19 protein-coding genes and 2 pseudogenes are annotated in these 24,238 nt (G+C 64.4%); 9 read left to right on the forward strand and 12 right to left on the reverse strand.

Going from position 1 to position 24,238, the window contains the following annotated elements; all coding sequences use genetic code 11:
• The 9 genes and pseudogenes from JOZ00_RS03615 to cydC all read left to right on the forward strand — a co-directional run.
• Positions 1-216, forward strand: a pseudogene (locus JOZ00_RS03615) (cutinase family protein); the annotation flags it as partial.
• Positions 217-491: 275 nt separating this feature from the next.
• Positions 492-773, forward strand: coding sequence for a hypothetical protein (locus JOZ00_RS03620; protein WP_293339738.1), 282 nt, complete (start codon positions 492-494; stop codon positions 771-773).
• 63 nt (positions 774-836) lie between these two features.
• The gene (locus tag JOZ00_RS03625) at positions 837-1,952 is read left to right on the forward strand and encodes a pentapeptide repeat-containing protein (protein ID WP_293339741.1); all 1,116 of its coding nucleotides are present in this window, start codon (positions 837-839) and stop codon (positions 1,950-1,952) included.
• Positions 1,953-2,084: 132 nt separating this feature from the next.
• Positions 2,085-3,416: an adenylate/guanylate cyclase domain-containing protein gene (locus JOZ00_RS03630; protein ID WP_293339743.1), complete on the forward strand. Its 1,332-nt coding sequence runs from the start codon at positions 2,085-2,087 to the stop codon at positions 3,414-3,416.
• A 27-nt stretch (positions 3,417-3,443) separates the two neighbouring features.
• Positions 3,444-4,046, forward strand: coding sequence for an HdeD family acid-resistance protein (locus JOZ00_RS03635; RefSeq protein ID WP_293339746.1), 603 nt, complete (start codon positions 3,444-3,446; stop codon positions 4,044-4,046).
• A gap of 87 nt (positions 4,047-4,133) precedes the next feature.
• Entirely contained in the window at positions 4,134-5,606 is a 1,473-nt protein-coding gene (locus tag JOZ00_RS03640) for a cytochrome ubiquinol oxidase subunit I (protein ID WP_293339749.1), read from the forward strand.
• A gap of 35 nt (positions 5,607-5,641) precedes the next feature.
• Positions 5,642-6,682, forward strand: a complete 1,041-nt coding sequence (gene cydB, locus JOZ00_RS03645; protein WP_293339752.1) for a cytochrome d ubiquinol oxidase subunit II — start codon at positions 5,642-5,644, stop codon at positions 6,680-6,682.
• Positions 6,683-6,753: 71 nt separating this feature from the next.
• The gene (cydD, locus tag JOZ00_RS03650; protein WP_293339754.1) at positions 6,754-8,367 is read left to right on the forward strand and encodes a thiol reductant ABC exporter subunit CydD; all 1,614 of its coding nucleotides are present in this window, start codon (positions 6,754-6,756) and stop codon (positions 8,365-8,367) included.
• Positions 8,354-10,012: a thiol reductant ABC exporter subunit CydC gene (cydC, locus tag JOZ00_RS03655; protein WP_293339757.1), complete on the forward strand. Its 1,659-nt coding sequence runs from the start codon at positions 8,354-8,356 to the stop codon at positions 10,010-10,012. Before cydD ends, cydC begins: the two co-directional genes overlap by 14 nt.
• 168 nt (positions 10,013-10,180) lie before the next feature.
• On the opposite strand, the gene JOZ00_RS03660 is transcribed toward cydC, so the two are convergent.
• From JOZ00_RS03660 to JOZ00_RS03715, 12 genes and pseudogenes are all read right to left on the reverse strand, one after another.
• Positions 10,181-11,611, reverse strand: a complete 1,431-nt coding sequence (locus JOZ00_RS03660) for a nitrate/nitrite transporter (RefSeq protein ID WP_293339760.1) — start codon at positions 11,609-11,611, stop codon at positions 10,181-10,183.
• A gap of 26 nt (positions 11,612-11,637) precedes the next feature.
• Positions 11,638-11,997, reverse strand: coding sequence for a Rieske 2Fe-2S domain-containing protein (locus tag JOZ00_RS03665; protein ID WP_293339763.1), 360 nt, complete (start codon positions 11,995-11,997; stop codon positions 11,638-11,640).
• The gene (gene nirB / locus JOZ00_RS03670; RefSeq protein WP_293339765.1) at positions 11,994-14,543 is read right to left on the reverse strand and encodes a nitrite reductase large subunit NirB; all 2,550 of its coding nucleotides are present in this window, start codon (positions 14,541-14,543) and stop codon (positions 11,994-11,996) included. Before nirB ends, JOZ00_RS03665 begins: the two co-directional genes overlap by 4 nt.
• A 13-nt stretch (positions 14,544-14,556) precedes the next feature.
• Entirely contained in the window at positions 14,557-14,910 is a 354-nt protein-coding gene (locus JOZ00_RS03675) for a molybdopterin oxidoreductase (RefSeq protein WP_293339768.1), read from the reverse strand.
• On the reverse strand, positions 14,903-17,041 hold the full coding sequence (locus JOZ00_RS03680; RefSeq protein WP_366022246.1) for a molybdopterin oxidoreductase family protein: 2,139 nt from the start codon (positions 17,039-17,041) through the stop codon (positions 14,903-14,905). Before JOZ00_RS03680 ends, JOZ00_RS03675 begins: the two co-directional genes overlap by 8 nt.
• 270 nt (positions 17,042-17,311) lie before the next feature.
• Positions 17,312-18,709 carry a phosphatidylglycerol lysyltransferase domain-containing protein gene (locus JOZ00_RS03685; RefSeq protein ID WP_293339773.1) on the reverse strand — a complete coding sequence of 466 codons (1,398 nt, stop codon included), beginning with the start codon at positions 18,707-18,709 and terminating at the stop codon, positions 17,312-17,314.
• Between the two features lie 140 nt (positions 18,710-18,849).
• The gene (locus JOZ00_RS03690) at positions 18,850-19,734 is read right to left on the reverse strand and encodes an acyl-CoA thioesterase II (protein ID WP_293339776.1); all 885 of its coding nucleotides are present in this window, start codon (positions 19,732-19,734) and stop codon (positions 18,850-18,852) included.
• A gap of 25 nt (positions 19,735-19,759) precedes the next feature.
• Complete coding sequence (pyk, locus tag JOZ00_RS03695) at positions 19,760-21,178, reverse strand: pyruvate kinase (protein ID WP_293339779.1); 1,419 nt, start codon at positions 21,176-21,178, stop codon at positions 19,760-19,762.
• A gap of 65 nt (positions 21,179-21,243) precedes the next feature.
• Positions 21,244-21,594, reverse strand: coding sequence for a DUF2752 domain-containing protein (locus JOZ00_RS03700; RefSeq protein ID WP_293339791.1), 351 nt, complete (start codon positions 21,592-21,594; stop codon positions 21,244-21,246).
• Positions 21,595-21,682: 88 nt separating this feature from the next.
• Entirely contained in the window at positions 21,683-23,038 is a 1,356-nt protein-coding gene (locus tag JOZ00_RS03705; RefSeq protein WP_293339782.1) for a prolipoprotein diacylglyceryl transferase, read from the reverse strand.
• Positions 23,038-23,850, reverse strand: a complete 813-nt coding sequence (trpA, locus tag JOZ00_RS03710) for a tryptophan synthase subunit alpha (protein WP_293339785.1) — start codon at positions 23,848-23,850, stop codon at positions 23,038-23,040. Before trpA ends, JOZ00_RS03705 begins: the two co-directional genes overlap by 1 nt.
• Positions 23,847-24,238: pseudogene (locus tag JOZ00_RS03715) on the reverse strand (pyridoxal-phosphate dependent enzyme); the annotation flags it as partial. The gene trpA and the pseudogene JOZ00_RS03715, both read right to left, overlap by 4 nt.

Here is a 24,238-nt window from a genome sequence, read left to right on the forward strand (position 1 = left end):
GCCAAGACCATCAAGGTGTGCGCAGCCGAGGACCCGATCTGCTCCGAGGGAATGAATTTCGCCGCACATGACACGTATTCGACCAACGTGGCGATGATCGACAAGGGCGCGACCTTCGCGGCCAGTCGCCTCGACCAGGGTCCTGGCGGGCCGCCGAGCGCGCGTCCGGGTGCGCCGACGACGGTCGCCGGGTCTCCGCTGTCAGGCGGGTTGTGACAGCTAATCCCTGACGGAGCGACACGACTCCCCCGTCTCAAAGATTGGGAGATCTGTGACGTCAACAGTCAGTGAGATGCCCTCGGCGGGTCTACGCAACGGCAAAGACGAGTAGCCGACTACTCGTGCCGATGTCATTGAGGACGGCCGAGAATCGCCGGTGTGAACTCGTTGACAAACAGCCGCGGCACGGACGAATCAAAACGCCTGTCGTCGCCCGAGTTTTCTCTTGTCACGATCCAATTCAATGGTCCGGATTTGGAGGGAGGGCCACAATGAGCAATCTTGTCGCTGCCACCGGAGCTGCCGGTGCCGTCATCGCGGCGGCGTTGGGACTACCAGCAATTGCTGCGGCGAATCCCGACAGCGCTGACGTTGTGGTGAGCAATCTGGAAGCCCAGGGATACAACGTGCAATACCTACCCGCAGTACCCAGATCACTGCTCTCGCAGTGCTCCGTCAATGCAACCCATCCAAGCAACCTCGACCAGTCGGCAAGTCTCCAAGAAAAGCAACACACGCTAGTCCAGGTCGATGTGGCTTGCCCTTCAAATTGACAGCCAGCCAAATTCACGTTGCGATCGAAACAAAACATTAGGCTCCTCGGAAAAGAGTTACGAATGACCGCCCCCGCCGACGCAACTCCCACTCACGACGTTCTGCCAATGGCTCAAACGGTTCCCTCCCTGGACACAGCCTTTCCCAAACTTAGACAGCCCGGAGGTCGCCACAGCCATTCTTCTGAACAGCGGGGAAGGATTGATGGGAAAAAACCAACGTTGCGAGAACCGAGCGCAAACGCCAGCATTACGCGATTACGCCAAACCGTTACTCGGCAGCAGCGTCTCCGGCTGCCTCAGCCGGTCCGCCCCGTTATTCGAAGCCGATGGCGTCGGTTACTGGAAAAGGTCAAGCGAGATTTCGTCGCGCTGTTCAATAGGGTTGATTGGTCAAAGGTTACCGCCTTTGCGACTGCCCTTGCTGCAGTGGTAGCAATATTTTTCTCGGCGAGATCGTTGGGCTCTACCGAAAACCAGTACTCCCTTTCAGCCCGGGGCCAACTGAGCGATCGATTCAATAAGGCGATCGGACAACTCGATTCGTCCAAAAATGCCATCGACGTTGTGGTGGGCGGCATCTATTCACTGGAGCAGTTGACACAGGATCCCCTGGCGGACGGAAATCTTCGACTCGTGGTGATGAACGTCCTAGATACCTACGTAGCCGACCATCCACCAAAGGAATGTACAAAGGTCACTCCCCCATCGGCCGATGTTCAGGCCGCCTTGACGGTAATAGGACGACGAAAATCTCAAGAGCAGATCGACCTATCCGCCGTTTGCTTAAATGGTGCAGATCTACGCGGCGCTCAGCTTGAGGGCGCATGGCTAAAATCCACCACACTCAACCAGGCAACTCTTTCCGGGGCCAACTTGGCTTCGGCGGATCTGACAGATGCGATCCTGAAGAACGCATACCTGGGCCAGAGCGATAAATGGGGCCGGACCAACTTAAAGGGAGCTATTCTAATAAACGCTCATTTGAATTATGCAAATTTGACCGGAGCAAACCTAACGCACGCGAATTTGACTGGCGCAACCCTTACCGGCGCAAATTTTGCTGGCGCAAAGCTGACCAACGCGAATCTAACGAACATTTGCTATGAAACCTCAGTGCGTTGGCCGGACGGCTTCACTGCGCCACCAAGTTCGAGCCCAAAGTGTGAAACTCTGTAACGCCGTTTGAATCTCGCCCGAGAAACACGGAGACGCCAACAACCTCACCCCGGGCGCAGCCCCGACCCTCAACCCGCGAGGATTCTCGAAAAGGAAGCCGACAAGGCGGGGGCCAGCAGTTAGGCTTACTCCGTGGCGCCCAGGAAATGCGGTGGCCCACCGAAATGGTCAGAAGGCTCGCCGAAGCGCCCGGACTGCGTGGCCGCGGTGCGGGCTCAAGCGCGCGACCGCAATAAGCACTACGCCGACAGCGCCGCGCGGCGCGCCCGGGTCCTGACGATCACCGCTTGGCTGGCCGTCGCGGTGAGCGTGAGCTTCGTGCTTGTGCAGATCCTCAGCGGAGCGTGGACTTGGCAGGTCACCTCCATCAACGTCGCCGCGGCCACCGTCTTCGCGATGATTCCCTGGCTCAACAAATTCGGGGATTTGGTTGCCCCGCTTACGTTTATGGCGGCCGCCTACGCCTCGATCGTCGCCACCTGCTGGGCCATGGGCACCGATTCGGGAGCCGAGTTCTTCTTCTTGGTCGGAGCGTGTCTGGTCCTGCTGCTGCTCGGGATTGAACACATCCTCTTGGCGTCGGCGATGGCGGCCTTCTCCGCCGGTCTGATCATCGCTCTCGAGTTCTTGGTGCCGCGCAGCACCGGACTGCAGCCCGCCTGGGCCCAGTCGATGGGCTTCGTCATCACGACCATCTCCGCCGTCGTGATGGTGGTCGTGACGGTCTGGTTCGCGCTGCGCGACACCGCCCGCGCCGAGGCGGTCATGGAGGCCCAATACCAGCGCTCAGAGACGCTGCTGGCCAACATGTTGCCGTCCAGCATCGCCGAGCGGCTCAAGGAGCCCGACCGCGGCATCATCGCCGACAAATACGACGAGGCCTCGGTCTTGTTCGCCGACATCGTCGGCTTCACCGAGCGCGCCAGCAGCACCCCGCCGGCCGACCTGGTGCGGTTCCTCGACCGCCTCTTCAGCGCCTTCGACGAACTGGTCGACAAACACGGGCTCGAGAAGATCAAAGTCAGCGGCGACTCCTACATGGTGGTCAGCGGAGTTCCGCGCGCCCGATCGGATCACGCCATAGCGCTGGCCGACTTCGCGATCGACATGGCCGACGTCGCGACCAAGCTGAAAGATCCGCACGGGCACGCGGTTCCGTTGCGAGTGGGCATGGCGTGCGGACCGGTCGTCGCGGGCGTCGTCGGCTCGCGACGGTTCTTCTACGACGTCTGGGGCGACGCGGTAAACGTCGCGTCCCGGATGGAATCCACCGACTCGGTGGGCCGAATTCAGGTGCCCGAGGCCATGTACGAGCGCCTCAAGCACGAATTCGTACTTCAGGAGCGAGGCGAGATCGACATCAAGGGCAAAGGCTGCATGCGTACCTGGTATCTCATCGGACGCAGGGCGGCCGAGGAGCCCACCGATCTGGTCGCAGAGGACTCACGTACCGCCCACGTCTGACCAAGGTCCCTGTACCAAAACCTGTGTTTGTGCCAGACTTCGGCCATGACCACTTCCCCTGCAACCACGCCTGTTCCAAGCTTGTTGCCTCATCTGTGGAAATCCACGCTGCTGTCGGGAATTCTGTCGCTGATCGTTGGTGTCCTGATCCTGGCATGGCCTGGCAGAACAATTCTGGTCGCCGCGATCATGTTCGGTATCTACCTGCTGATCACCGGTGCCGCGCAGGTGTTTTTCGCGTTCAGCCTGCATGTCTCTGCGGGTAGTCGGATCCTGCTTTTCATCAGCGGCGCCGCATCCCTCATTCTTGCCGTCCTGGCGTTTCGTCATTTCGGCAAAGACCAGCTGACCGCAATCCTGTTGTTGGCCATTTGGATTGGCATCGGTTTCATCTTCCGCGGTGTCGGCACGACGGTGTCGGCCATCAGTGACCCGCACCTGCCTGGCCGCGGATGGTCAATTTTCGTCGGCGTGATCAGTTTGCTCGCCGGCATCGTCGTCCTGGCTTCACCGCTCGAATCGATTGTCACCCTTGCCATCGTCGTCGGCGTCTGGTTCATCGTCATCGGCATCTTCGAGATCGTGTCGTCGTTCGGCATCCGCAAGGCATCAAAAACACTGAGCAGCTGAGGCGGCCGGGGGCTGGCGGCACCTCGACGGGTCTACTACACTATGTCGTAGCTGTTGGTTCGGCCTCCGCAGTTTGGGAGATGACAGATGAATGTCGTCGATATTTCGCGGTGGCAGTTCGGTATCACTACCGTCTACCACTTCATCTTTGTGCCGCTCACAATCGGGTTGGCGCCGCTGCTCGCCATCATGCAGACGGTTTGGGTGGTGACCGGGAACACCGCGTGGTACCGCCTCACCAAGTTCTTCGGCAAGCTCTTCCTGATCAACTTCGCCATCGGCGTGGCGACCGGGATCGTTCAGGAATTCCAGTTCGGCATGAACTGGAGTGAGTACTCGAAGTTCGTCGGCGACGTCTTCGGTGCGCCCCTGGCCATGGAAGGCTTGTTCGCCTTCTTCTTCGAGTCCACCTTCATCGGTTTGTGGATCTTCGGCTGGAGCAGGCTGCCGAAGTTGGTACACCTGGCCTGCATTTGGATTGTCGCTTTCGGTGTCAACGCGTCCGCGTTCTTCATCATCGTCGCGAATTCGTTCATGCAGCACCCGGTCGGCGCGCACTACAACCCGGCGACGCGGCGTGCCGAGTTGGACAGCATCTGGGTGTTGCTCTCCAATAACACTGCCCAAGCGGCGTTTTCACACACGGTGATGGGCGCGTTGCTGGTGGCGGGCACGTTCGTTGCCGCCGTCAGCGCGTGGTGGATGGTGCGTTCGCACAAATCGGAACCCGACAGCGCCGCCGCCCAATCAGACGCGCGCACCATGTTCCGTCCGGCGGCCATCCTGGGGTGTTTCGTCGTGCTGATCGCCACCGTCGGGCTCTTCTTCACCGGCGATCGCCAGGGCAAGCTGATGTTCGTGCAGCAGCCGATGAAGATGGCGTCGGCGGAATCGTTGTGCAACACCAAAACCGACCCCGACTTCTCGGTTCTGACCATCGGCACACACAACAACTGCGGAAGCGTCACCGAAGTGATCAAGGTGAAGTACGTGTTGCCGTTCCTGGCCGAGGGCCGGTTCAGCGGCGTGACGCTGCAAGGGGTCAACGACCTGCAGCACCAATACCAGCAGCGGTTCGGACCCGACGACTACCGGCCGAATCTGTTCGTCACCTATTGGTCCTTCCGGGCGATGATCGGATTCCTTGCGGTTCCAGTGCTATTCGCGCTGACCGTGCTATGGCTGACTCGTGGCGGCCGAACGCCCAGCCAACGGTGGTTTTCCTGGTTCGCGCTGCTTACCATTCCCACGCCATTCTTGGCCAACATCTCCGGTTGGGTGTTCACCGAGATGGGCCGTCAACCGTGGGTGGTGGCGCCCAACCCAACTGGCGATCAACTGATTCGAATTACCGTGCGCGAAGGCGTATCTCACAACACGCCCGGCATGGTTATCACGTCACTGACGACCTTCACCCTCCTCTACGCGGTGCTCGCGGTCATCTGGTTCTTTCTGCTCCGGCGTTACGTCGTCGAGGGCCCCCTGGAGCACGACTCGGAGCCGGCGCCCCCACCCGGGCCCACCGACGATGAGGTGGCGCCGCTCTCCTTCGCCTATTGACGGTGAGGCTTATCTACCCGGAAAGGAGCTGACCGATGGGACTGCAGCAATTGTGGTTCGGCGTCATCGGGATGCTGTTCGTCGGTTTCTTCGTCCTCGAGGGCTTCGACTTCGGCGTGGGCATGCTGATGGAACCGTTCGCGCGCGTTGGCATCGGTGAACCCGAACCGCTGCGCCGCACGGCGCTCAACACCATCGGGCCGGTCTGGGACGGCAACGAGGTGTGGCTGATCGTCGGCGGCGCAGCCATGTTCGCCGCATTCCCCGGCTGGTATGCCACGGTCTTCTCCACGCTGTACTTGCCGCTGCTGGCGATATTGTTCGGCATGATCGTGCGCGTCGTGGCGATCGAGTGGCGCGGCAAGATCGACGACACAAAGTGGCGCGGCTGGGCCGATGCCGCGATCGCGACCGGGTCGTGGCTGCCCGCCATATTGTGGGGTGTTGCGTTCGCCGCCCTCGTGCACGGACTCCCGGTGGATGCCACCGGCCACGTCGACCTGTCGATCACCGATGTGCTCAACCCCTACACCGTGCTGGGTGGGTTGGCCACCGCCGGCCTGTTCCTGTTCTACGGCGCGGCGTTCGTCGCGCTGAAAACATCCGGCGCGATCCGCGATGACGCACACCGCTTCGGCGTGTGGCTGTCACTTCCGGTCACCGGACTGGTTGCGGCCTTTGGACTGTGGACGCAGCTGGCGTACGGCAAGAACTGGACCTGGCTGGTGCTGGGCGTCGCGGTGGTGGCGCAGCTGGCGGCGGTGCTGCTGGTGTTGCGACGCGCCTCCGACGGCTGGACGTTCGTCTGCACGGCGCTGGTGGTGGCCTCGGTGGTGATCCTGTTGTTCGGCGCGCTGTATCCGAACCTGGTGCCCTCGACGCTCAACAAGCAATGGAGCGTGACCATCTACAACGCCTCGTCGACGCCTTACACGCTCAAGGTGATGTCGTGGGTGACGGTTTTCATGGCCCCCCTGACCGTCGTGTATCAGGCCTGGTCGTATTGGACTTTCCGGCAACGGATCTCGTCGGAGCGAATCCCACCGCCCGTCGGCCTGGCGAGGCGTGCGTCCTGAGCGCAAAGCGCTCGCCGGCTTCACAAGCACGGGGCCCCTTGGACCCGCGGTTGTGGCGGTCATCGACGACAGTGCGTCGCTACCTTCTCGCCGCAGTGGTTTGTGGGGTCGTCATCTCCGGCTGTGCGATCGGTTCGGCGATCATGCTGGCGGGCATCGTCGCCCGCGTGGTTGGCGATCCCTCGGCGCGCACCGTGCGGGTCTGGTTGGGACCCCTGTCAATCCTGTTGACGCTGTGGACCATTCGCACGGTGACGCAATGGTGGCAGGCCCGCCTGAGTCAACGGGGCGCCAGCGCGGTGATCGCGGATTTGTCCGGCCAGGTGTTGACGGCGGTGACCGCCCGGCAGCCCGGCGAACTCGCCACCGAACGCGACGCCGCGGCGGTGGTGGTCACCCGGGGTCTGGACGGGCTGCGCCCCTATTTCACCGGCTACCTGCCGACGCTGTTTCTTGCCGCGATCCTCACGCCGGCGACCGTCGCCGTGATCGCCTTTTACGACCTGAAATCGGTGGTGATCGTGCTCATCACCCTGCCGTTGATACCGATCTTCATGGTGCTCATCGGGCTGGCGACCGCGGACCGGTCGGCGGCGGCACTGGCCGCCATGACAACCCTGCAGGCGCGGCTGCTGGATCTGATCGCCGGTATCCCCACGCTGCGCGCCCTGGGACGAAGCCAGGGCCCGGAGAATCGCATCGCCGAACTCGCTGCGGCCCATCGCCGCTCGGCCATGGCGACGCTTCGGATCGCATTCCTGTCGGCGCTCGTGCTGGAATTGCTCGCAACGCTCGGCGTTGCGCTGATCGCGGTCGGGATCGGACTTCGCCTGGTGTTCGGTGAGATGACCCTGACCACCGGTCTCACGGTCCTTTTGCTGGCCCCGGACGTCTACTGGCCGCTACGCCGGATCGGCGTCGAATTCCATGCCGCTCAGGACGGCAGGACCGCGGCCGATGAGGCGTTCGCCCTCATCGGTGAGTCGGCTGCCCCACAGGACAGAACGCTTACGGTCACCGCGCGCGGCGCGCGGATAAGGCTCGAGGATCTCACCGTGACCGGCCGTGACGGCCAGGCGCCCTGCGATCTCACCGCGGTGATCGAGCCCGGCTCGGTGACGGTGCTTACCGGACGAAACGGCGCAGGCAAGAGCACCACGCTGCAGGCGATCGCCGGCGTCACCGTGCCATCGTCGGGGCGGGTCATTGTGGCCGGAGTCGACGTCACCGACCTGGACCCGACCGAGTGGTGGCGCCAGCTGTCCTGGCTGCCACAGCGCCCGGTGCTCGTCCCGGGCACCGTCGCCGACAACCTCACCCTGCTCGGCGACTTGGACGACCTGGAGACGGCCTGTGCCGCATCGGGATTCGATGCGGTACTGGCGGAGCTGCCGGACGGACTCGATACGCTACTCGGTCGCGGAGGCGTCGGGCTGTCCCTGGGCCAGCGGCAACGGCTGGGCCTCGCCCGCGCGCTCGGATCGACGGCCGCGGTGTTGTTGCTCGACGAGCCCACCGCGCACCTGGACGCCCGCACCGAGGAACGGGTATTGCAGTCTATAGTCGAGCGCGCCCGTGCCGGCGCGACGGTGGTCGTCGTCGGTCACCGCGACCCGGTGGTCTCCATCGGCGATCGGGTGATCGAGGTGGCCGCCGAGGGCGGGGTGCGTTATGCGCCGGTCTGATTTGACCATCGCGATCACGGCACTGTTGCGTCCGCGGCTACGCCGTCTCCTGGCGGCCATCACCCTTGGGGTGCTGTCACTGGGCAGCGCGCTGGCATTGGCCGGCGTTTCTGCGTGGCTGATCACGCGGGCCTGGCAGATGCCACCCGTGCTGGATCTGTCCGTCGCGGCGGTCGCGGTGCGCCTCTTCGCGATTTCGCGTGCCGTTCTGCACTACTGCGAGCGACTGGTGACGCACGACGCCGCGTTGCGGGCAGCCGGGACGGCGCGTGCGCAGATCTATCAGCGGCTGGCGCATGGGCCGGCAACGGCCACCGCGCGGCTGCACAGCGGCGAGCTGGTGGCACGAGTGGGCGCGGACGTCGACGAACTGGCCAACGTGCTAGTGCGTGCGCTGGTACCGATCGGTGTCGCGATCGTGCTGTCGGTTGCGGCGACCGTGGTGGTCGCGGTCATCGCGCCGGCGGCCGCGGTCGTGACGGCGATCTGCCTGCTGACCGCAGGCGTTGTGGCGCCGCGCCTGGCGGGTAGGGCCGCGGCGACTCAGGAAGACGTTGCCCGACAGCATCATTCAGAACGCGATACGTCGGCGATGATCGCTCTGGAGCACGCGCCCGAGCTTCGGGTTGCCGGCCGGCTTTCCGGTGTCATCGCCGAATCGCAACGCCGTCAACGTGCTTGGGGTGATGCTCTCGACGATGCCGCCAGGCCCGCCGCCGTTGCCGAGGCGATGCCGACCGCGGCGATCGGGATAAGCGTGCTCGGCGCGGTCGTGGCAGGCATCGGACTCGCGCCCGCGGTCGCGCCCACCACGCTGGCCATCCTGATGTTGTTGCCGCTCTCCGCTTTCGAGGCGATGACCCCGTTGCCGGCCGCGGCCGTGCAGTTGACGCGGTCACGGATCGCCGCGCGTCGCTTGCTTGAGCTGACTGCGACTGAATGGGAACCCGCCGCGTCGACGGCCATCGCGTCGAAAACGGTTGGCACCGCCGCGTTATCCGCCGACGTTCGCTCCGGCCACCCCGGCACACCACGCCCGACCGGCTTGGCTATGTATCTGCCGCCGGGTGCCAGGCTCGCCGTCACCGGTCCCAGCGGTTCCGGCAAGACGACACTGCTGATGACGCTCGCCGGACTGCTACCACCACTGGACGGTCAGGTGCTGCTGAACGGTATCCCGATCAGTCACTTCGCCGAAGAGGATTTACGCAGCGCCGTCAGCTTTTTCGCCGAGGACGCCCATGTCTTTGCCACCACCGTCCGCGACAACCTGCTGGTTGCCCGGGGTGACTGCCCAGACGGCGAGCTCGTCGCGACGCTGGACGCCGTCGGCCTGGGCGACTGGCTCGCCGGTTTGCCCGACGACCTGTCGACGGTGCTGATCGGTGGTGCCCAAGCGCTTTCGGCGGGCCAGCGTCGCAGGTTGCTGCTGGCTCGGGCGATGATCTCGCCCGCCAGGATCGTGCTGCTCGACGAGCCCACCGAGCACCTCGACGTGATCGACGCCGCGCCGGTCCTCTGCGACTTGCTCGGCTCGAATTCATCGCTGATATCCAAGGACCGAACGGTGGTGGTGGCGACTCATCATCTGCCCGACGGGATCGAGTGTCGCGAGTTACGCGTCGACGGCGCGCAAGTCACCTAGCCGCTTGAGCAGGTTCTCCACCGCATCGGGAGAGGCTCGAGATGAATTCGCGCATGGCGTCATCCCGCAATGCCGTTGCGTTCACCGTCACCACCCAACACGGCGCGACGATCACAAGCCGGCGATTTACGACCTCACAGCCGAAAGTCGGAGGTGGCGGCGCACACCTCACGCGAGCGAGGTAGTGCCGCGGGGCCGCACGTACGCGAGCCATGTGACTGCTAGGCACAGGAGGTAAAAAACCAGGAACACCCAGAAGGCCGTCGTTGCGGACTTCTGCGCTCCCGCGTAGGAAGCCCGCAGCACGACGTTGATTCCGACTCCGCCCAGGGCTCCGACCGCCCCGGCGATGCCGATCAGCGCACCCGACATGGACCTCTCCCACGCGAGGGTCTCTGACGGTGAGAAGCCCTTCAAGGTCAGCGATTTCGCGGCGAATATGGAGGGAATCATCTTGTAGACCGACCCGTTGCCGAGACCGGAGATCAGGAACAGCAGGATGAAACCTAAGACGTAGGCCACCATGGTTTCGTGGCTGATCTGGCCGGGGTGGGAGTCACTTCGAATTCCGGCGATCACCAAAATTCCGGTGGCGAGGACCATCGCCACGAAACATCCCATGGTGATCTTGGCGCCGCCGATGCGATCGGCGAGTCGTCCACCGATCGGCCGACTCAGCGATCCCAATAACGGCCCCAGGAAGGCGATTTGCGAGGCACGCAGGGCGGCGGCGGCTGCGGTGGTGTGCGGGGTGGTCAGGTAGTTGATCTGGAGCACCTGCCCGAAGGCAAAGCTGTAGCCGATGAAGGATCCGAAGGTGCCGATGTAAAGGAAAGAGATCAACCATGTGTCGGAGAACTTCATTACGCGCAACATCGCGGCGGCGTTGGATTTTTGGTTGTCGAGGTTGTCCATGAAAAGCGCGGCGCCCAGCGCTGCCAGGCCGACCAGGACCAGGTAGGCAGCGCAGACGATCTGCGGTGAGCGGTTTCCGGCGGTTGCGATGACCAGCAGACCTACCAGTTGGATGACCGGCACCCCGATATTGCCGCCGCCAGCGTTGAGACCCAGCGCCCACCCCTTGAGGCGCACCGGGTAGAAGGCGTTTATGTTCGTCATCGAAGAGGCGAAATTGCCGCCGCCAAAGCCCGCGAAGGCCGCGACGAAAAGGCATGTGGTGTAGGAGAAGCCGGGATTCACCATGAACCACCACGTCAGGGTCAACGGGATGAGCAGCAGTAGCGCGCTCACGATGGTCCAGTTGCGGCCACCGAAGCGTGCGACGGCAGTGGTGTACGGCAGCCGCAACAGTGCACCGACCAAGGTCGGGACGGCCACCAGGTAGAACTTGCCGGCCGGGTCGATGTGGTAGACGTTCTGCGGCATGAACAACACCATCACCGACCAGATCGACCACACCGAAAATCCGATGTGCTCGGCGAAGATCGACCAGATCAGGTTCCGTCGGGCGACCTTGTGTCCGCCGTTGTTCCACGCGTCGAGGTGCTCGGGATCCCATCCAGAGATCCGATGATCGCCCGCCCGCAGCCGTGAGCGCAGCGGAGCAGTCGGTTGCAAGGTTGCCGGTTGTGCGGTCATGGCGATCTCCTGCGTGGCGGGGCAGTTCAGGGATGCGCGCCGTTGCGCTCGGGGAAATCGGGCAGATCTGCGGGCTCGGGAAGACGGAGATGAATAGTTCCGGCACCATCGGTGTGTACGGGGTACGCGGTCACACACAGTCCGCCATTGCCGACCTCACGCCCGGTCTCGAGCTCATAGGTGTGGCTGTGCAGCGGGCAGACGACGACACGGTCATCCAGCAGCCCGTCGGCCAGCGGGCCGCCGCGGTGCGGGCACACAGCGTCCAGGGCGCGCAGCGAGCCGTCCCGTAGCCGAAAGACAGCGATTTGGCGGCCCTCGACGACGTAGGCTCGGCCCTCACACGGGGGAAGGTCGTCCACCGGCCCCAGCGTGACGTCGGTCATCGCACCGGCACCTGTGGAAGTGAAATCAGCGGCAGCGAAGGGCGGAACTGATTGTCCTCCAAATTCTTTTGGGACCGGACACCGCTCTGAGTCCACGGGTCGTGATAGGAATCCACCGACTGCTGCATCCGGGCGTCGAGGTCGGCGGCGATCCCGTCGGCGTCGTCAACCACGACCGCGCGGAGGCGTTCGATTCCGATCCGCGGCACGAAACTGTAAGTGCGCTCGAGCCAATTGGCATTCTCGCGGTAGTACTGCAGGAAACGTCCGGTCAGCGTGATCACCTCGTCGCGGCTGCTCACGGTGGCCAGCAGGTCACCCTTGCGCACGTGGGCTCCCGCGGCGCCACCCACATAGATCTGCCACTGCCCGCCGTCGATCGCCACGACGCCGAGGTCCTTGCACAGTGCCTCGGCGCAATTGCGCGGACAGCCCGTGACCGCCAATTTCATCTTGGCCGGGCTGGCCAGGCCTTGGTATCGCTCCTCGATGGCGATACCCAACGCGGTTGAATCACCAAGTCCAAAGCGGCAGAAGTCGCTGCCCACACAGGTTTTGACAGTTCGGAAGCTTTTTCCGTAGGCGTAGCCCGACGGCATCCCCAGGTCGGCCCACACTGCCGGAAGGTCTTCCTTACGCACGCCGAGCAGGTCGATCCGCTGCCCGCCGGTGAGTTTGATCATCGGGATCTCATATTTGTCGGCGACGTCGGCGATTTTGCGAAGCTGCTCAGAACTAGTCACGCCGCCCTTCATCTGCGGCACCACCGAGAATGTGCCGTCCCGCTGAATATTGGCGTGGACCCGGTCGTTGATGAAGCGGCTAGCCCGTTCGTCGACAAACTCGTCGCCCCACATCATTTCCAGCAACGAGGACAACGCCATCTTCGACTGCGCGTCCTCGCGACCCTCGGGTGCCAGCGCCTCGAACACCGACGACACCGAATGCAGGTTCAGCTCGCGGATCATTCGCATCAGCTCGGGCTTTTCGTAGGGGACGCCCGGCACGTACCAGGTGGCTGCGGCGTCATCGTCGGAAACCGCTGCCCCGCTTGCGGAAGCGGCCCACTCCACTACCTGGGCGACCAGGCCTTTACACGAGCCACAGCCCTTCCCGGCGCGGGTCGCATTCATCACCGACGCCAGCGACGTCTGGCCTGCGTTGACGCATCCGACGATCGCGGCTTTGCTGACTCCATTGCAGTTGCACACCTGCGCGTCGTCGGACAACTCCGCGGCTCCGGTGGCCGCATCAGGTGTGCCGATGTCGAACATTAGCGAGACGCGTTCGGTCGGCAGCGGGAGCCCACGGTCGAAGGCCTGCATCAGGAACGCCACTTTGCTGACGTCGCCGACCAGCGTCGCCCCCACCAGCTTGCCGTCCCGCACCACCAGTGTCTTGTACACCCCGTGCTTTGGCTCGACGTACTGCACGAACTCGTCGTCGTCGCTTTCCGGCCCCTTCAATCCCATCGCGGCCACGTCGACACCGGCAACCTTGAGCTTGGTCGCCGTTCGTGAACCATGGTATGCGGCATGGGGATTGATACCGGTCAAATGATCGGCCAGTACGGTGGCCTGTTCCCACAACGGTGCAACCAGACCATAGACCTGGCCGCGGTGTTGGACGCATTCACCCACGGCGTAGATGTCGTCGTCGTCAACCGATCGCATGTGATCGTCGACGACGATCGCGCGTTCCACTGTCAGTCCGGCCCGCTGCGCCAGGCCAACATTGGGCCGGATACCGGCCGCTAATACCACCATGTCGCAAGGGAGATGAGTGCCATCACCAAAGCCGAGCGCGACCGGCAGGTCGCCCTCGCTGAGCACCGAGGTGGGCCTCTTGCCGGTATGCACTGTGATACCGAGTCCCTCTACGAGGCGACGCAAAATGGCACCGGCCTGGTCATCGAGTTGAGCATTCATCAGGACGGGGCCGCTCTGTACGACGCCTGCCTGCAGACCCCGATTCTGCAGGCCCCGTGCGGCTTCCAGCCCGAGTAGACCGCCGCCGACGACAAGGGCCCGAGAGCGCTGTTTGGCGAATTCGATCATGCCCTCACAGTCGTCGAGGGTCCGGAATCCGAACACGCCCGGTATCAGCGTCTTGTTGTCCGGTTGCCAGATGCCCTCCATCGGTGGGAAGAAGGATCGGCTTCCGGTGGCCAAAACCAGCTTGTCGTAACGGATTTTGCTGCCATCGTTGGCGTGCACTATGTGCGCGAACGGGTCGATCCGCACCACCCGCACCCCGCTGCGCAAATCGACGGTGTTCTCGGCGTACCAGTCCAGCGGGTTGAGGTAGATCTCGCTGGCATCGTCCGAGCCCGCCAGCACGTTGGACAGCAGAATCCGGTTGTAGTTACCGTACGGTTCGTCACCAAACACGGTGATGGCAAACCGCTCCAGGCCACCGCGCGCGATGATCTCCTCCAGCGCGCGCGCACCGGCCATTCCGTTGCCGACGATGACCAACCGCGCGAGGCCGGGCTTGCCCCGACCGTCCACGGAACCATTGACGGAGGTTTCACCAAGGAGCGTCATGTCGTGACCCCGACTAGATCTCGACCAGGCCGATGTCGACAATGACCGTGCCGCTCAGTCCATCCGGTGCGGCGATGAACACCTCGAGAACGGTGTCGGCAAGGAGATCTTCAACCACCCGAAGCGGCACGTGCACAGCGTCTTTGGCCCCGATGGGGAAGTAACGGAGCGGGGCGCCGTCGCGCATCACCACAACGGTGACCAATTCGTCGGTGCTGTTGCCGCCGCGGAAGTAGACCGGCTGGGTGACCGAACCGGCGGGCACAACGTACCGCAGGGACGCGTCGAGCAAGACCGGCGCGTCGTAGCCCTTGCCGTGGAAGACAAACGCCCCTTGCAGAAATCGCGGTGTGCTGTCATCACCCATTGTCTTCACCTTTCGTGGGATCGACGGTGTCGGCTGGTTCGAGTGCCACCGCGCAGACTTTGAACGACGGCATCCGAGAGATCGGGTCCAGTTCCGGAATGGTCAGCCGGTTGATGTTGGCAACTCCGCCCCAATGGAACGGCGCGAACACGGTGTCCGGGCGGATGCCGCTCGCCGTGCGCGCGGTCATCACGACCTCGCCACGCCGCGTCCGCAGCCGGACCTTATCGCCGGACCGCACGCCGACCAGTCCGGCCAGCGTCGGGTGCAACTCGACCACCGGCTCGGGCTCCGCCTCGGCAAGCTGGGCGACCCGCCGTGTTTGCGTGCCGGACTGATACTGACGCAACACCCGTCCGGTGGTGAGGTAGTACGGAAATTCCTCGTCGGGCAGCTCGGCGGCGCCCGGCTGCTGGACCGCATGGAAGTGAGCCCGGCGATCAGGAGTCGGAAAGTCCTCGGCGAACAACCGTTCCGTCGCCGGGGACACCGGCGAGGGGCAAGGCCAGAACACCCCCCGTTCGGCGGCGATCCGGGCATAGCTGATCCCCCGGTAGTCCGCTTTGCCTCCCGCACTCGCTCGGGTCAATTCGTCGAAGACCTCCTCGGAGTCGGCTGAAAACCCCTGTACCCCCAATCGCTTCGCCAGGTCAGCCATCACGTCGAGGTCGCTGCGGGCCTCACCCGGTGGCTCAATTGCTTTGCGCCGCAGAATGACTCGTCCCTCCAAATTGGTCATGGTGCCCGATTCTTCGGCCCATTGCGCCGTCGGCAACACCACATCCGCCAGCGCCGCGGTCTCGGACAAGAAGATGTCGGAGACCACCAGCAGGTCTAGCTGGCTGATCTTCTCGGCGATGCGCCGCGAGTCCGGGGTCGAGACCGCGATGTTGGACCCCATCACCCAGAGCGCCCGCACGCCGCCCGGAGTGCCGATGGCATCTAGCATTTCGTAGGCCGACCGGCCCGGCGACGGCAGGTCGGCCGGGTCGATTCCCCACACTTGCGCGATATGCGCGCGAGCCGCGGGGTCATCGAGTTTTCGGTAGCCGGGCAGTTGGTCACATTTCTGGCCGTGTTCGCGGCCGCCCTGCCCGTTGCCCTGCCCCGTAATCGTCGCGAAGCCGCGGTATTTTCGGCCGGGCAACCCCAGCGCCAGGGCCAGGTTGATGAAGGCCTGAACCGTATCGGTGCCGTAGCTATGTTGCTCGGCGCCGCGCGCAGTCAGGATCATCGCGTGTTCGGCCCGCGCAAGCGTCCGCGCCGCGGCCACGATTTCCTTCTCGGGCACGCCGGTGATCCGCTCAACCCGATCCGGCCAGTACAGCCGCACTCCCCGACGAACCGCTTCGAAGCCCGTCGTACGCTCTGCAATGTATTTCCGGTCGACCAGCCCTTCGCGGACGATCACGTTGAGCATGCCGTTGGCCAGCGCCAGATCGGTGCCCGGGACGGGTTGCAGATGCAGTGAAGAACGGCTCGCCGTAGCGGTACGCCGTGGATCGACGACGATGTGCCTTGCGCCGCGGGAGATGCCTTCGTCGAAGAACTGCATGGCCGGCGGCAGGGTTTCGGCGGGGTTGGCGCCGACGATGAGCAGGGCATCAGCGTGCGCGACGTCGGATAGCGGGAAGGGCAACCCCCGGTCGATGCCAAAGGAGCGGACCGAGGCGGCGGCCGCTGAGGACATGCAGAACCGGCCGTTGTAGTCGATCGCCGAGGTGCGGAGCGCCACACGCGCGAATTTGCCAAATTGATAGGCCTTTTCGTTGGTGAGACCGCCTCCGCCGAAACATCCCACCGCGTCGTGGCCGTACTCCGTCTGGGCGCTCTGGAACGCCGACACGATCCGCTCCAGAGCTTCGTTCCAGTCAGCCGGACGCAGCTGCGAACTACGCCCGTCGCGGACAAGTGGTGTCGTGAGCCGCTCTGGGTGTCCCAACAACTCGGCCGCACTCCAACCCTTGGCGCACAACCCGCCACGGTTGGTTGGAAAGTCGTCCTGTGGCCTGAGGGCTACAGAACCTCCCGACACATCAAGTTCGATTCCACACTGCAGCGAGCAGTACGGACAATGCGTTTTCGTCGGTGCCGCCAAAATCGGCCCTCGCCGTTCCGCTTGTGCCACCACAGCTTACGTTCGACAACAACTAGTCGAGTGCGTCCCCCGAAGTAGCTCTCGATCGTCAGCAACAGTACGTGGCAACTGTTTCAGCCGGATTTCGAAGGATTGTCCGCACGACTACCGCGCGCTCACACCGCGGGCTGCGCCGAAATTCCGGCGTGGTCGCCACAAATATCCGCCACGGACTGCTCAAGCTTCGGGATCGACGCGCGAGCAGGTCGGATCGACCCAGGCGGGAGCGCCGCGATGGCCGGATTTGAGAACCGGGACGGACGCTCAGAGGTGCCGTCGACGCGGCATGAACTCCAAGGAGAGCAGCACGAACAGCAGGGGCACTACCTGAGTCATCGAAACCAGCGCGTAGCGGCGGGCGTCCAGCGCGTGCCACTTACGCACGTACCGGTACAACGACTCGAGAGCGATCAGCGGGTCGAGGATATGGATCAACCGATAGAAGACGCGCTGGGTGTGGCCGCGATTCTTGTCGTCGAAGATCTCGGGGAACGCGGCGAACGCCAACGATAGCCGTTGTGTCCCGGCGTCTTTGCTGGCCATGATCATGTCGACGCTGAGCCGCTCGTCGAGACCGTTGGGCGCCCCGCGCCGCCGCCACGGCACATCGAGGGTGATGTCGCTGCCACCACCGGCGGTCGCATACCGATGAAACGCCTGCGCCTTCCCCGATGCGTCGCGGGCGACGATCAGGAGGATGCCGGGGAATCTGCCCTCCAGCACCCCATCCAGGTTCATGTGGAACCCGCGATCACTGTGCGCCCCTTTGGATGACGCCCGCACCACCTCGGCCAGCTCGGCGTGCTGCGCATCGGTGAGTTCCTGCTCCCCCACGATCTCGGTCGTAACACCGGCGTTATGAGTGCGTTTCACCGCCTGACGCAGGTTGCGGAACTTTCGCCCGGCCATGTCGAAGTTGGCCACGTCGACGACGACATCGCGACCGATCGGGATGGCCCGTAACGATTGGCCAAGCACCGCTGAGTCTTTCCATAGCTCGAGGCGCCGCTCGCTGCAGCCCACCACGACGATCCGCCAGCCGTGGGTGTGACACATTGCGGCGAAGTCGGCCACCAATTGCGGGAAATGACTGTCATCACCGATCGGGTCGCCGCCCACCACGGCAAAACCCATCCGGGTGCGGTACGCCAGAGCCGCCCTGCCGTCAGCGGCGAAGTGGTAGCACTTGCCGGTCTGCATGGTGAACGGGGCCAGCGCATCGTCCTTGGTGATTTTGATCAATTCCCAGGCCCGCGGCAGATCCTCGGGCCGCGGATGCGATGTCGTCGGCCACATCAGCGCCAGTCCCGAGCTGACGATCACGAAATCACCGAGCAGATCGAAGGACAACACGTGCAATCCCAAGCCCGCCAACACTAATAGAGCGGCAGCGGTCGCGTGCAGAGCCGTCACGGGACGTCCCAGCCAGATGCCGCGGGCGATCCATGCCACAGCGGCCAGGATCGTCAGCGACCAGGCCAGTCGATCGGTGTAGTGCCACTGTGGGTGGTGATGATGGCGAGCGAGTATGACGACGAGCCAGCACGTGGCGGATAGCAGGGCGATGGCGCCGATGCAGCGCGCCGCGAGCGAATCGACATGCACGACAACGCGTTCACGCGCTCGGGGCTTCGCCGCAACACGTACCGGCGATCCGTTCATGCTCACCTCCCGATGCGCTGAAAGTTCAGCTGGGCGGCTTGACGCCACCGCTGCACCGAATACCTTGCAAGTACGAATTTACGCTGATCCCGGCCTCGCAGAGCCGAAATCGGACAACTGTCCTGTGGGTATTTCGTTGCTCAGGCGCGCGGGGGGAAGTATTTCAGAACGCCCTCTTGCACCACCGTGGCGAGCAACTGGCCGGCGCGATCGAAGAAGTGCCCGGTCCCCAGCCCGCGCGAATCCGCGGCCACCGGCGACGACGTCGAATACAGCACCCACTCGTTGAAGTCGACCTGCCGGTGAAACCACATGGAATGGTTCGCCGACGCCGCGAAGATGCGGTCAAAGCCCCAGGACAGGCCGTGGGTGGTTATCACCGAATCCAGCACCGTGGTGTCCGAGGAGTACACCATCGCTGCAGTGTGCAGCACCGGGTCGTCGGGCACCACTCCCAGCGCCTTCATCCAGACCCGGTTGTGGGGAAGCCGATCCCCCTTCTCCCGCATCACCCACGCCGGATCGTTGGTGTAGCGCCACTCGATCGGCTGCAGGGCGTTGACGAAGTGCGGAACGGTTTCCTCGTAACCCCGCAACAACTCGCCGATGGTGGGCTGCGTGTGGGGTTCGCGCACCTGAGGTGGCTCGATGGCGTGCTCGAGGCCGCGGCCGCCAGACATGTAGGAAATCATCGCCGAGGACAGCAGCATGCCGTCCTGCATGGCGTCGACGCGTCGATTCGCGAAACGCCGCTCGTCGCGCAGCCGCGTTACGCGGAATTCGATGTCCTTGGCGGTGTCTCCACCGTTGATGAAGTGCACGGACAGCGCACTGGGCGGCAGATCGTCCCTGACGAGGGTGCGGCTGCTCGCGACGAACGACTGTGCCATCAGCTGTCCACCGAAGGTCCGCATCGGGTTCTTGCTCGGGTGCGCTCCGATGAACAGGTCGTCGGAGATGCGGTTGAGGTCGAGCGCCGCCAGCAGTTCTTCGAAGTCAGTAATCGGCTGGTCGCCGGCCGGCACGGGCTCTCCTAGGGACTGAATGCGCTTAGAGGTCGTCCTCCCCGATCCGGTGCACGTGGATCAGGTTGGTTGACCCTACTGTGCCAGGTGGCGCGCCGGCGACGATCACCACCAGGTCGCCTCGCTTGTAGCGGCCCAGCTCGATCAGCGACTTATCGGCCTGGCGGATCATCTCGTCGGTGGACTTCATGATCGGGACGATGAACGTCTCGGTCCCCCACGTCATGGCGAGCTGGCTGCGCACCTCCGGCCAGGCGGTGAACGCGAGTAGCGGCAGCGGCGTGTGCAGCCGCGCCAGCCGCTTCACGGTGTCACCGGACTGCGTGAAGGCGACCAGCGCCTTGGCGTCCAGTCGCTCGCCGATGTCGCGGGCGGCGTAGGAGATCACACCTCGCTTGGTGCGCGGCACGTGCGTCAGCGGCGGCGCGGCCGTGGAGTTCTCCTCCACCGCGCAGATGATTCGCGCCATCGTCCGGACCGCAGCCAGCGGATACTTCCCGACCGAGGTCTCCCCGGACAGCATCACCGCGTCGGCGCCGTCGAGCACGGCGTTCGCGACATCGGAAGCCTCGGCCCGCGTGGGCCGCGAGCTCTCGATCATCGACTCCAGCATCTGGGTGGCGACGATCACCGGCTTGGCGTTCTCCCTGGCCATCTGGATGGCCCGCTTCTGCACCAGGGGGACCTCTTCCAGCGGCAGCTCCACGCCGAGGTCGCCACGGGCCACCATGATGGCGTCAAAGGCCAGCACGACGGCTTCGAGGTTGTCGATGGCTTCGGGCTTTTCGAGTTTCGCGATCACCGGCACGCGGCGCCCGACCCGATCCATCACCTCGTGGACCAGTTCGACGTCGGACGGGGAGCGCACGAAGGACAACGCGACGAGGTCGACCCCGAGCTCCATCGCGAACGTGAGGTCCTCAATGTCTTTCTGCGACAAGGCCGGAGCGGACACATTCATCCCTGGCAGCGACATGCCCTTGTTGTTGCTGACCGGTCCGCCTTCGACGACGGTGCAGATCACGTCCTGGTCTTCGATGGCGTCGACCACGAGTCCGACCTTGCCGTCGTCGACTAGGACCCGGTCGCCGACGACGGCGTCCTCGGCGAGCTTCTTGTAGGTGGTCGACACCCGATCGTGGCTGCCCTCGCAATCGGCGACGGTGAGCCGCACGATTTCACCGTCCGCCCAGTACGTGGAGCCCGTCGCGAAGCGTCCCAGCCGGATTTTGGGGCCCTGCAGGTCGGCGAGTACGCCGACCGCACGGCCCGTGGTATCTGACGCGGACCGGACGCGCTCGTAGGCGGCCTTGTGGTCGGCGTAGTCGCCGTGACTGAAATTCAGCCGGGCAACGTCCATTCCGGCTTCGACCAGCGCCAGAATCGACGCGTCCGAATTTGTCGCAGGGCCAAGGGTGCAGACGATCTTTCCGCGTCTACTCACGCCTAACCACCATAGTCGCGCTGAGTCACGACGGCCCGACCTACGCGGTCCCGCGTGGTGAACGATTAACCGCGCAGAATCGTCGGAATCAGGGGGAAACCGGGCCAATTACGCAGCACCGTCCAGGCGATCGCCGCGACCACGACCGTCACCAGCGCCGATACCGGCAGCGGTGGCCTGCCCCGCGCGCGGCGGAACAGCACCCAACCGGCCAGCAGCGGGATGCCGGTCAAGAGGAAAATGTTGTCGTTGATGCTGGCCACCAAGTCGCCGTGCAGCAGATCGTGCATCATGCGGAGGCCGCCGCAGAAGGGGCAATTCCAGCCGGTGAGCCACTTGAACGGACACAGCGGATACGCCGAGTCGGCGGTGTGCGGGTCGACCAGCGCGACGTAGCCGAGCGCACCGCCCAACAGCGTGCCGGTACCCCCCGCGACGTACAGGCGGTGACGAGGTAGGCCGGACCCCGCGTTGGTCACGCTGTTCAGCATGCCAGACGCGTTGCTAGCGGCGCGGCAAGCGATTTCTCAGGCGCTGGCCCCAACCCTTGCGGGTTTCCCGATCCGGCGCCTCGTCGGCGGAGCCGTCCGTCTCCTGGGCGGCCGGTCTTTCTTCGGATTCGGCCTCAGCCGGTTCTTCTTCGGATTCGGCCTCAGCGGGTTGGTCTTCAGTCGGTTCGTCCGCTTCCGGCTCGCTCGTCTCGGCGTGGACCGCGCCTTCTGCCTCGTCTGGCTCGGGTTCGGGCTCTTCGGCCTCTTCTTCGGGCTGCTCCTCGACCTTTTCGGCCTCTGCCTCGGATCCGATTTCCGGCTCTGGCTCTTCGGCCTTTGGTTCTTCGGCTGCGGGTTCTTCGACCTCGGGTTCCTCGGTCTCGGGCTCCGCGTTCTCCGTCTCGGCGACATCGGCCGCCTCCACCGCTTCCACCGACTCGGTCGGCGACTCGTCCGCGGGTTCGGGTTCCAATTCGGACTCCGCCGGTTCCTCGGCCTCGTAGTCGTTACCACGCAGACTCTCGGGATCTTCGCGACCCTTCGGCGCGGCCATGATGTACACCACGGCGCCGATGAAGACGAAAGTCGATGTGAACGAATTGATCCGGATGCCGGCGATGTGAGTGGCGGTGTCGTCGCGCAGCAACTCGACGCAGAAGCGCCCGATGCAGTAGCCGGCGACGTAGAGGCCGAACAGCCGACCGTGGCCCAATGTGAAACGCCGGTCCGCGTAGATCAGGACGGCGAAAACCAGGAGGTTCCACAGCAATTCGTAAAGGAACGTCGGCTGCACGACGAGCGCGACCTGCCCCGTCGACACACCGTCCAGCGAATGCGGATCGATGTATCCCGAGGGGTCCTTGCGGTAGAAGATCTCCAGACCCCACGGCAGCGTGGTCTCGCGGCCGTAGAGCTCCTGGTTGAAGTAGTTACCGAGCCGACCGATGGCCTGCGCCAAGATGATTCCCGGGGCGATGGCGTCGGCGAAGGCTGGAAGCGGAATGCCGCGGCGTCTACAACCGATCCACGCGCCGACGGCACCGAGCGCCACCGCGCCCCAAATCCCCAGACCACCGTCCCAGATCCGCAGCGCCGCGCCGAGTCCGGCGCCGCCCGGGCCCCAGTAGGTCCGCCAGTCGGTTGCCAGGTGATAGAGCCGGCCGCCGACCAAGCCGAACGGCACGGCCCAGAGCGCGATGTCGTAGATGACGCCGCGCTGGCCACCGCGGGCCTCCCAGCGCCGGTCGCCGAGTATCAGCGCCGCCACGATGCCGGCGATGATGAACAGCGCGTACGCCCGAATCGGCAACGGGCCGACGTGCCACACACCCTGCGGCGGGCTGGGAAAGTACGTCGGCATCATCGTCATCAGGCGGACGTCCTCTGCCGGACGCCGGTAGCGAGTTCCTCGCTCAGGGAGCGCAATGCGGGCAAACCGCCGTCCCCGAGGGCCGACACCAACGCGGATCCGACGATGACACCGTCGGCGTAGCTGCCGATCTCCGCGGCTTGCTCGCGCGACCGCACGCCGAGCCCGACTCCGACGGGGATGTCGGACACCGCCTTCACCCTGCGCACCAGTTCGGGCGCGGCGTGCGACACCGCGTCGCGCGCACCCGTCACCCCCATCGTCGAGGCCGCGTAGACGAATCCCCGCGACGCCTCGACGGTCATCGACAAGCGCTCGGGCGTCGACGACGGCGCCACCAAAAAAATCCGGTCCAACCGATGCTCCTCAGATGCGGCCAGCCACTGACCGGCTTCGTCGGGAATGAGATCGGGGGTGATCAGGCCGTGCCCGCCGGCCGCTGCCAGATCCCGCGCGAACGCGTCAACCCCATAGCGCAACACGGGGTTCCAGTACGTCATCACCACGGCCCGTCCGCCCGCAGAACTGATCGCCTCGACCGCGGCGAGCGTGTCCCGCACGCGCACCCCCCCGTGCAGTGCGGCCTCGGTGGCTTTGGCGATGGTCGGGCCGTCCATGCCGGGATCCGAATAGGGCACGCCGACTTCGATGATGTCGCAACCGGATTCGACCAGCGCGATCATGCCGTCGACCGACGTGCGCACATCCGGGTAACCGGTCGGCAGGTAACCGATCAGCGCCGCGCGATTCTCCTGAAGGCACACATCGAATATCGGTCCAAGCCTGCTCGCTTCGCTCTGTTTCAAGGTCATCGCTCGCTGGGCCCTAAAAGACCGAACCACTTGGCGGCCGTCTCAACGTCCTTGTCCCCCCGCCCCGAAAGGTTTACCACGATGATCGCGCCGGCCCCCAACTCGACGCCCAGTTGCAGGGCGCCGGCCACCGCGTGCGCGGACTCGATGGCGGGGATTATCCCCTCGGTACGACACAGCAGGCCGAACGCGTCCATCGCCTCGGCATCGGTGATGGGCCGGTACTCGGCGCGTCCGGTCTCCCGAAGCCACGCGTGTTCTGGACCCACCCCGGGATAGTCCAAACCCGCTGAGATGGAATGGGATTCGATGGTCTGCCCATCTTCGTCCTGCAGCAGATAGGAGAACGATCCCTGGAACGCACCGGGCGATCCGCCGGTGAAAGTCG

Origin of the sequence: Mycobacterium sp., assembly GCF_019243155.1 — a bacterium.
Taxonomy (GTDB): domain Bacteria; phylum Actinomycetota; class Actinomycetes; order Mycobacteriales; family Mycobacteriaceae; genus Mycobacterium.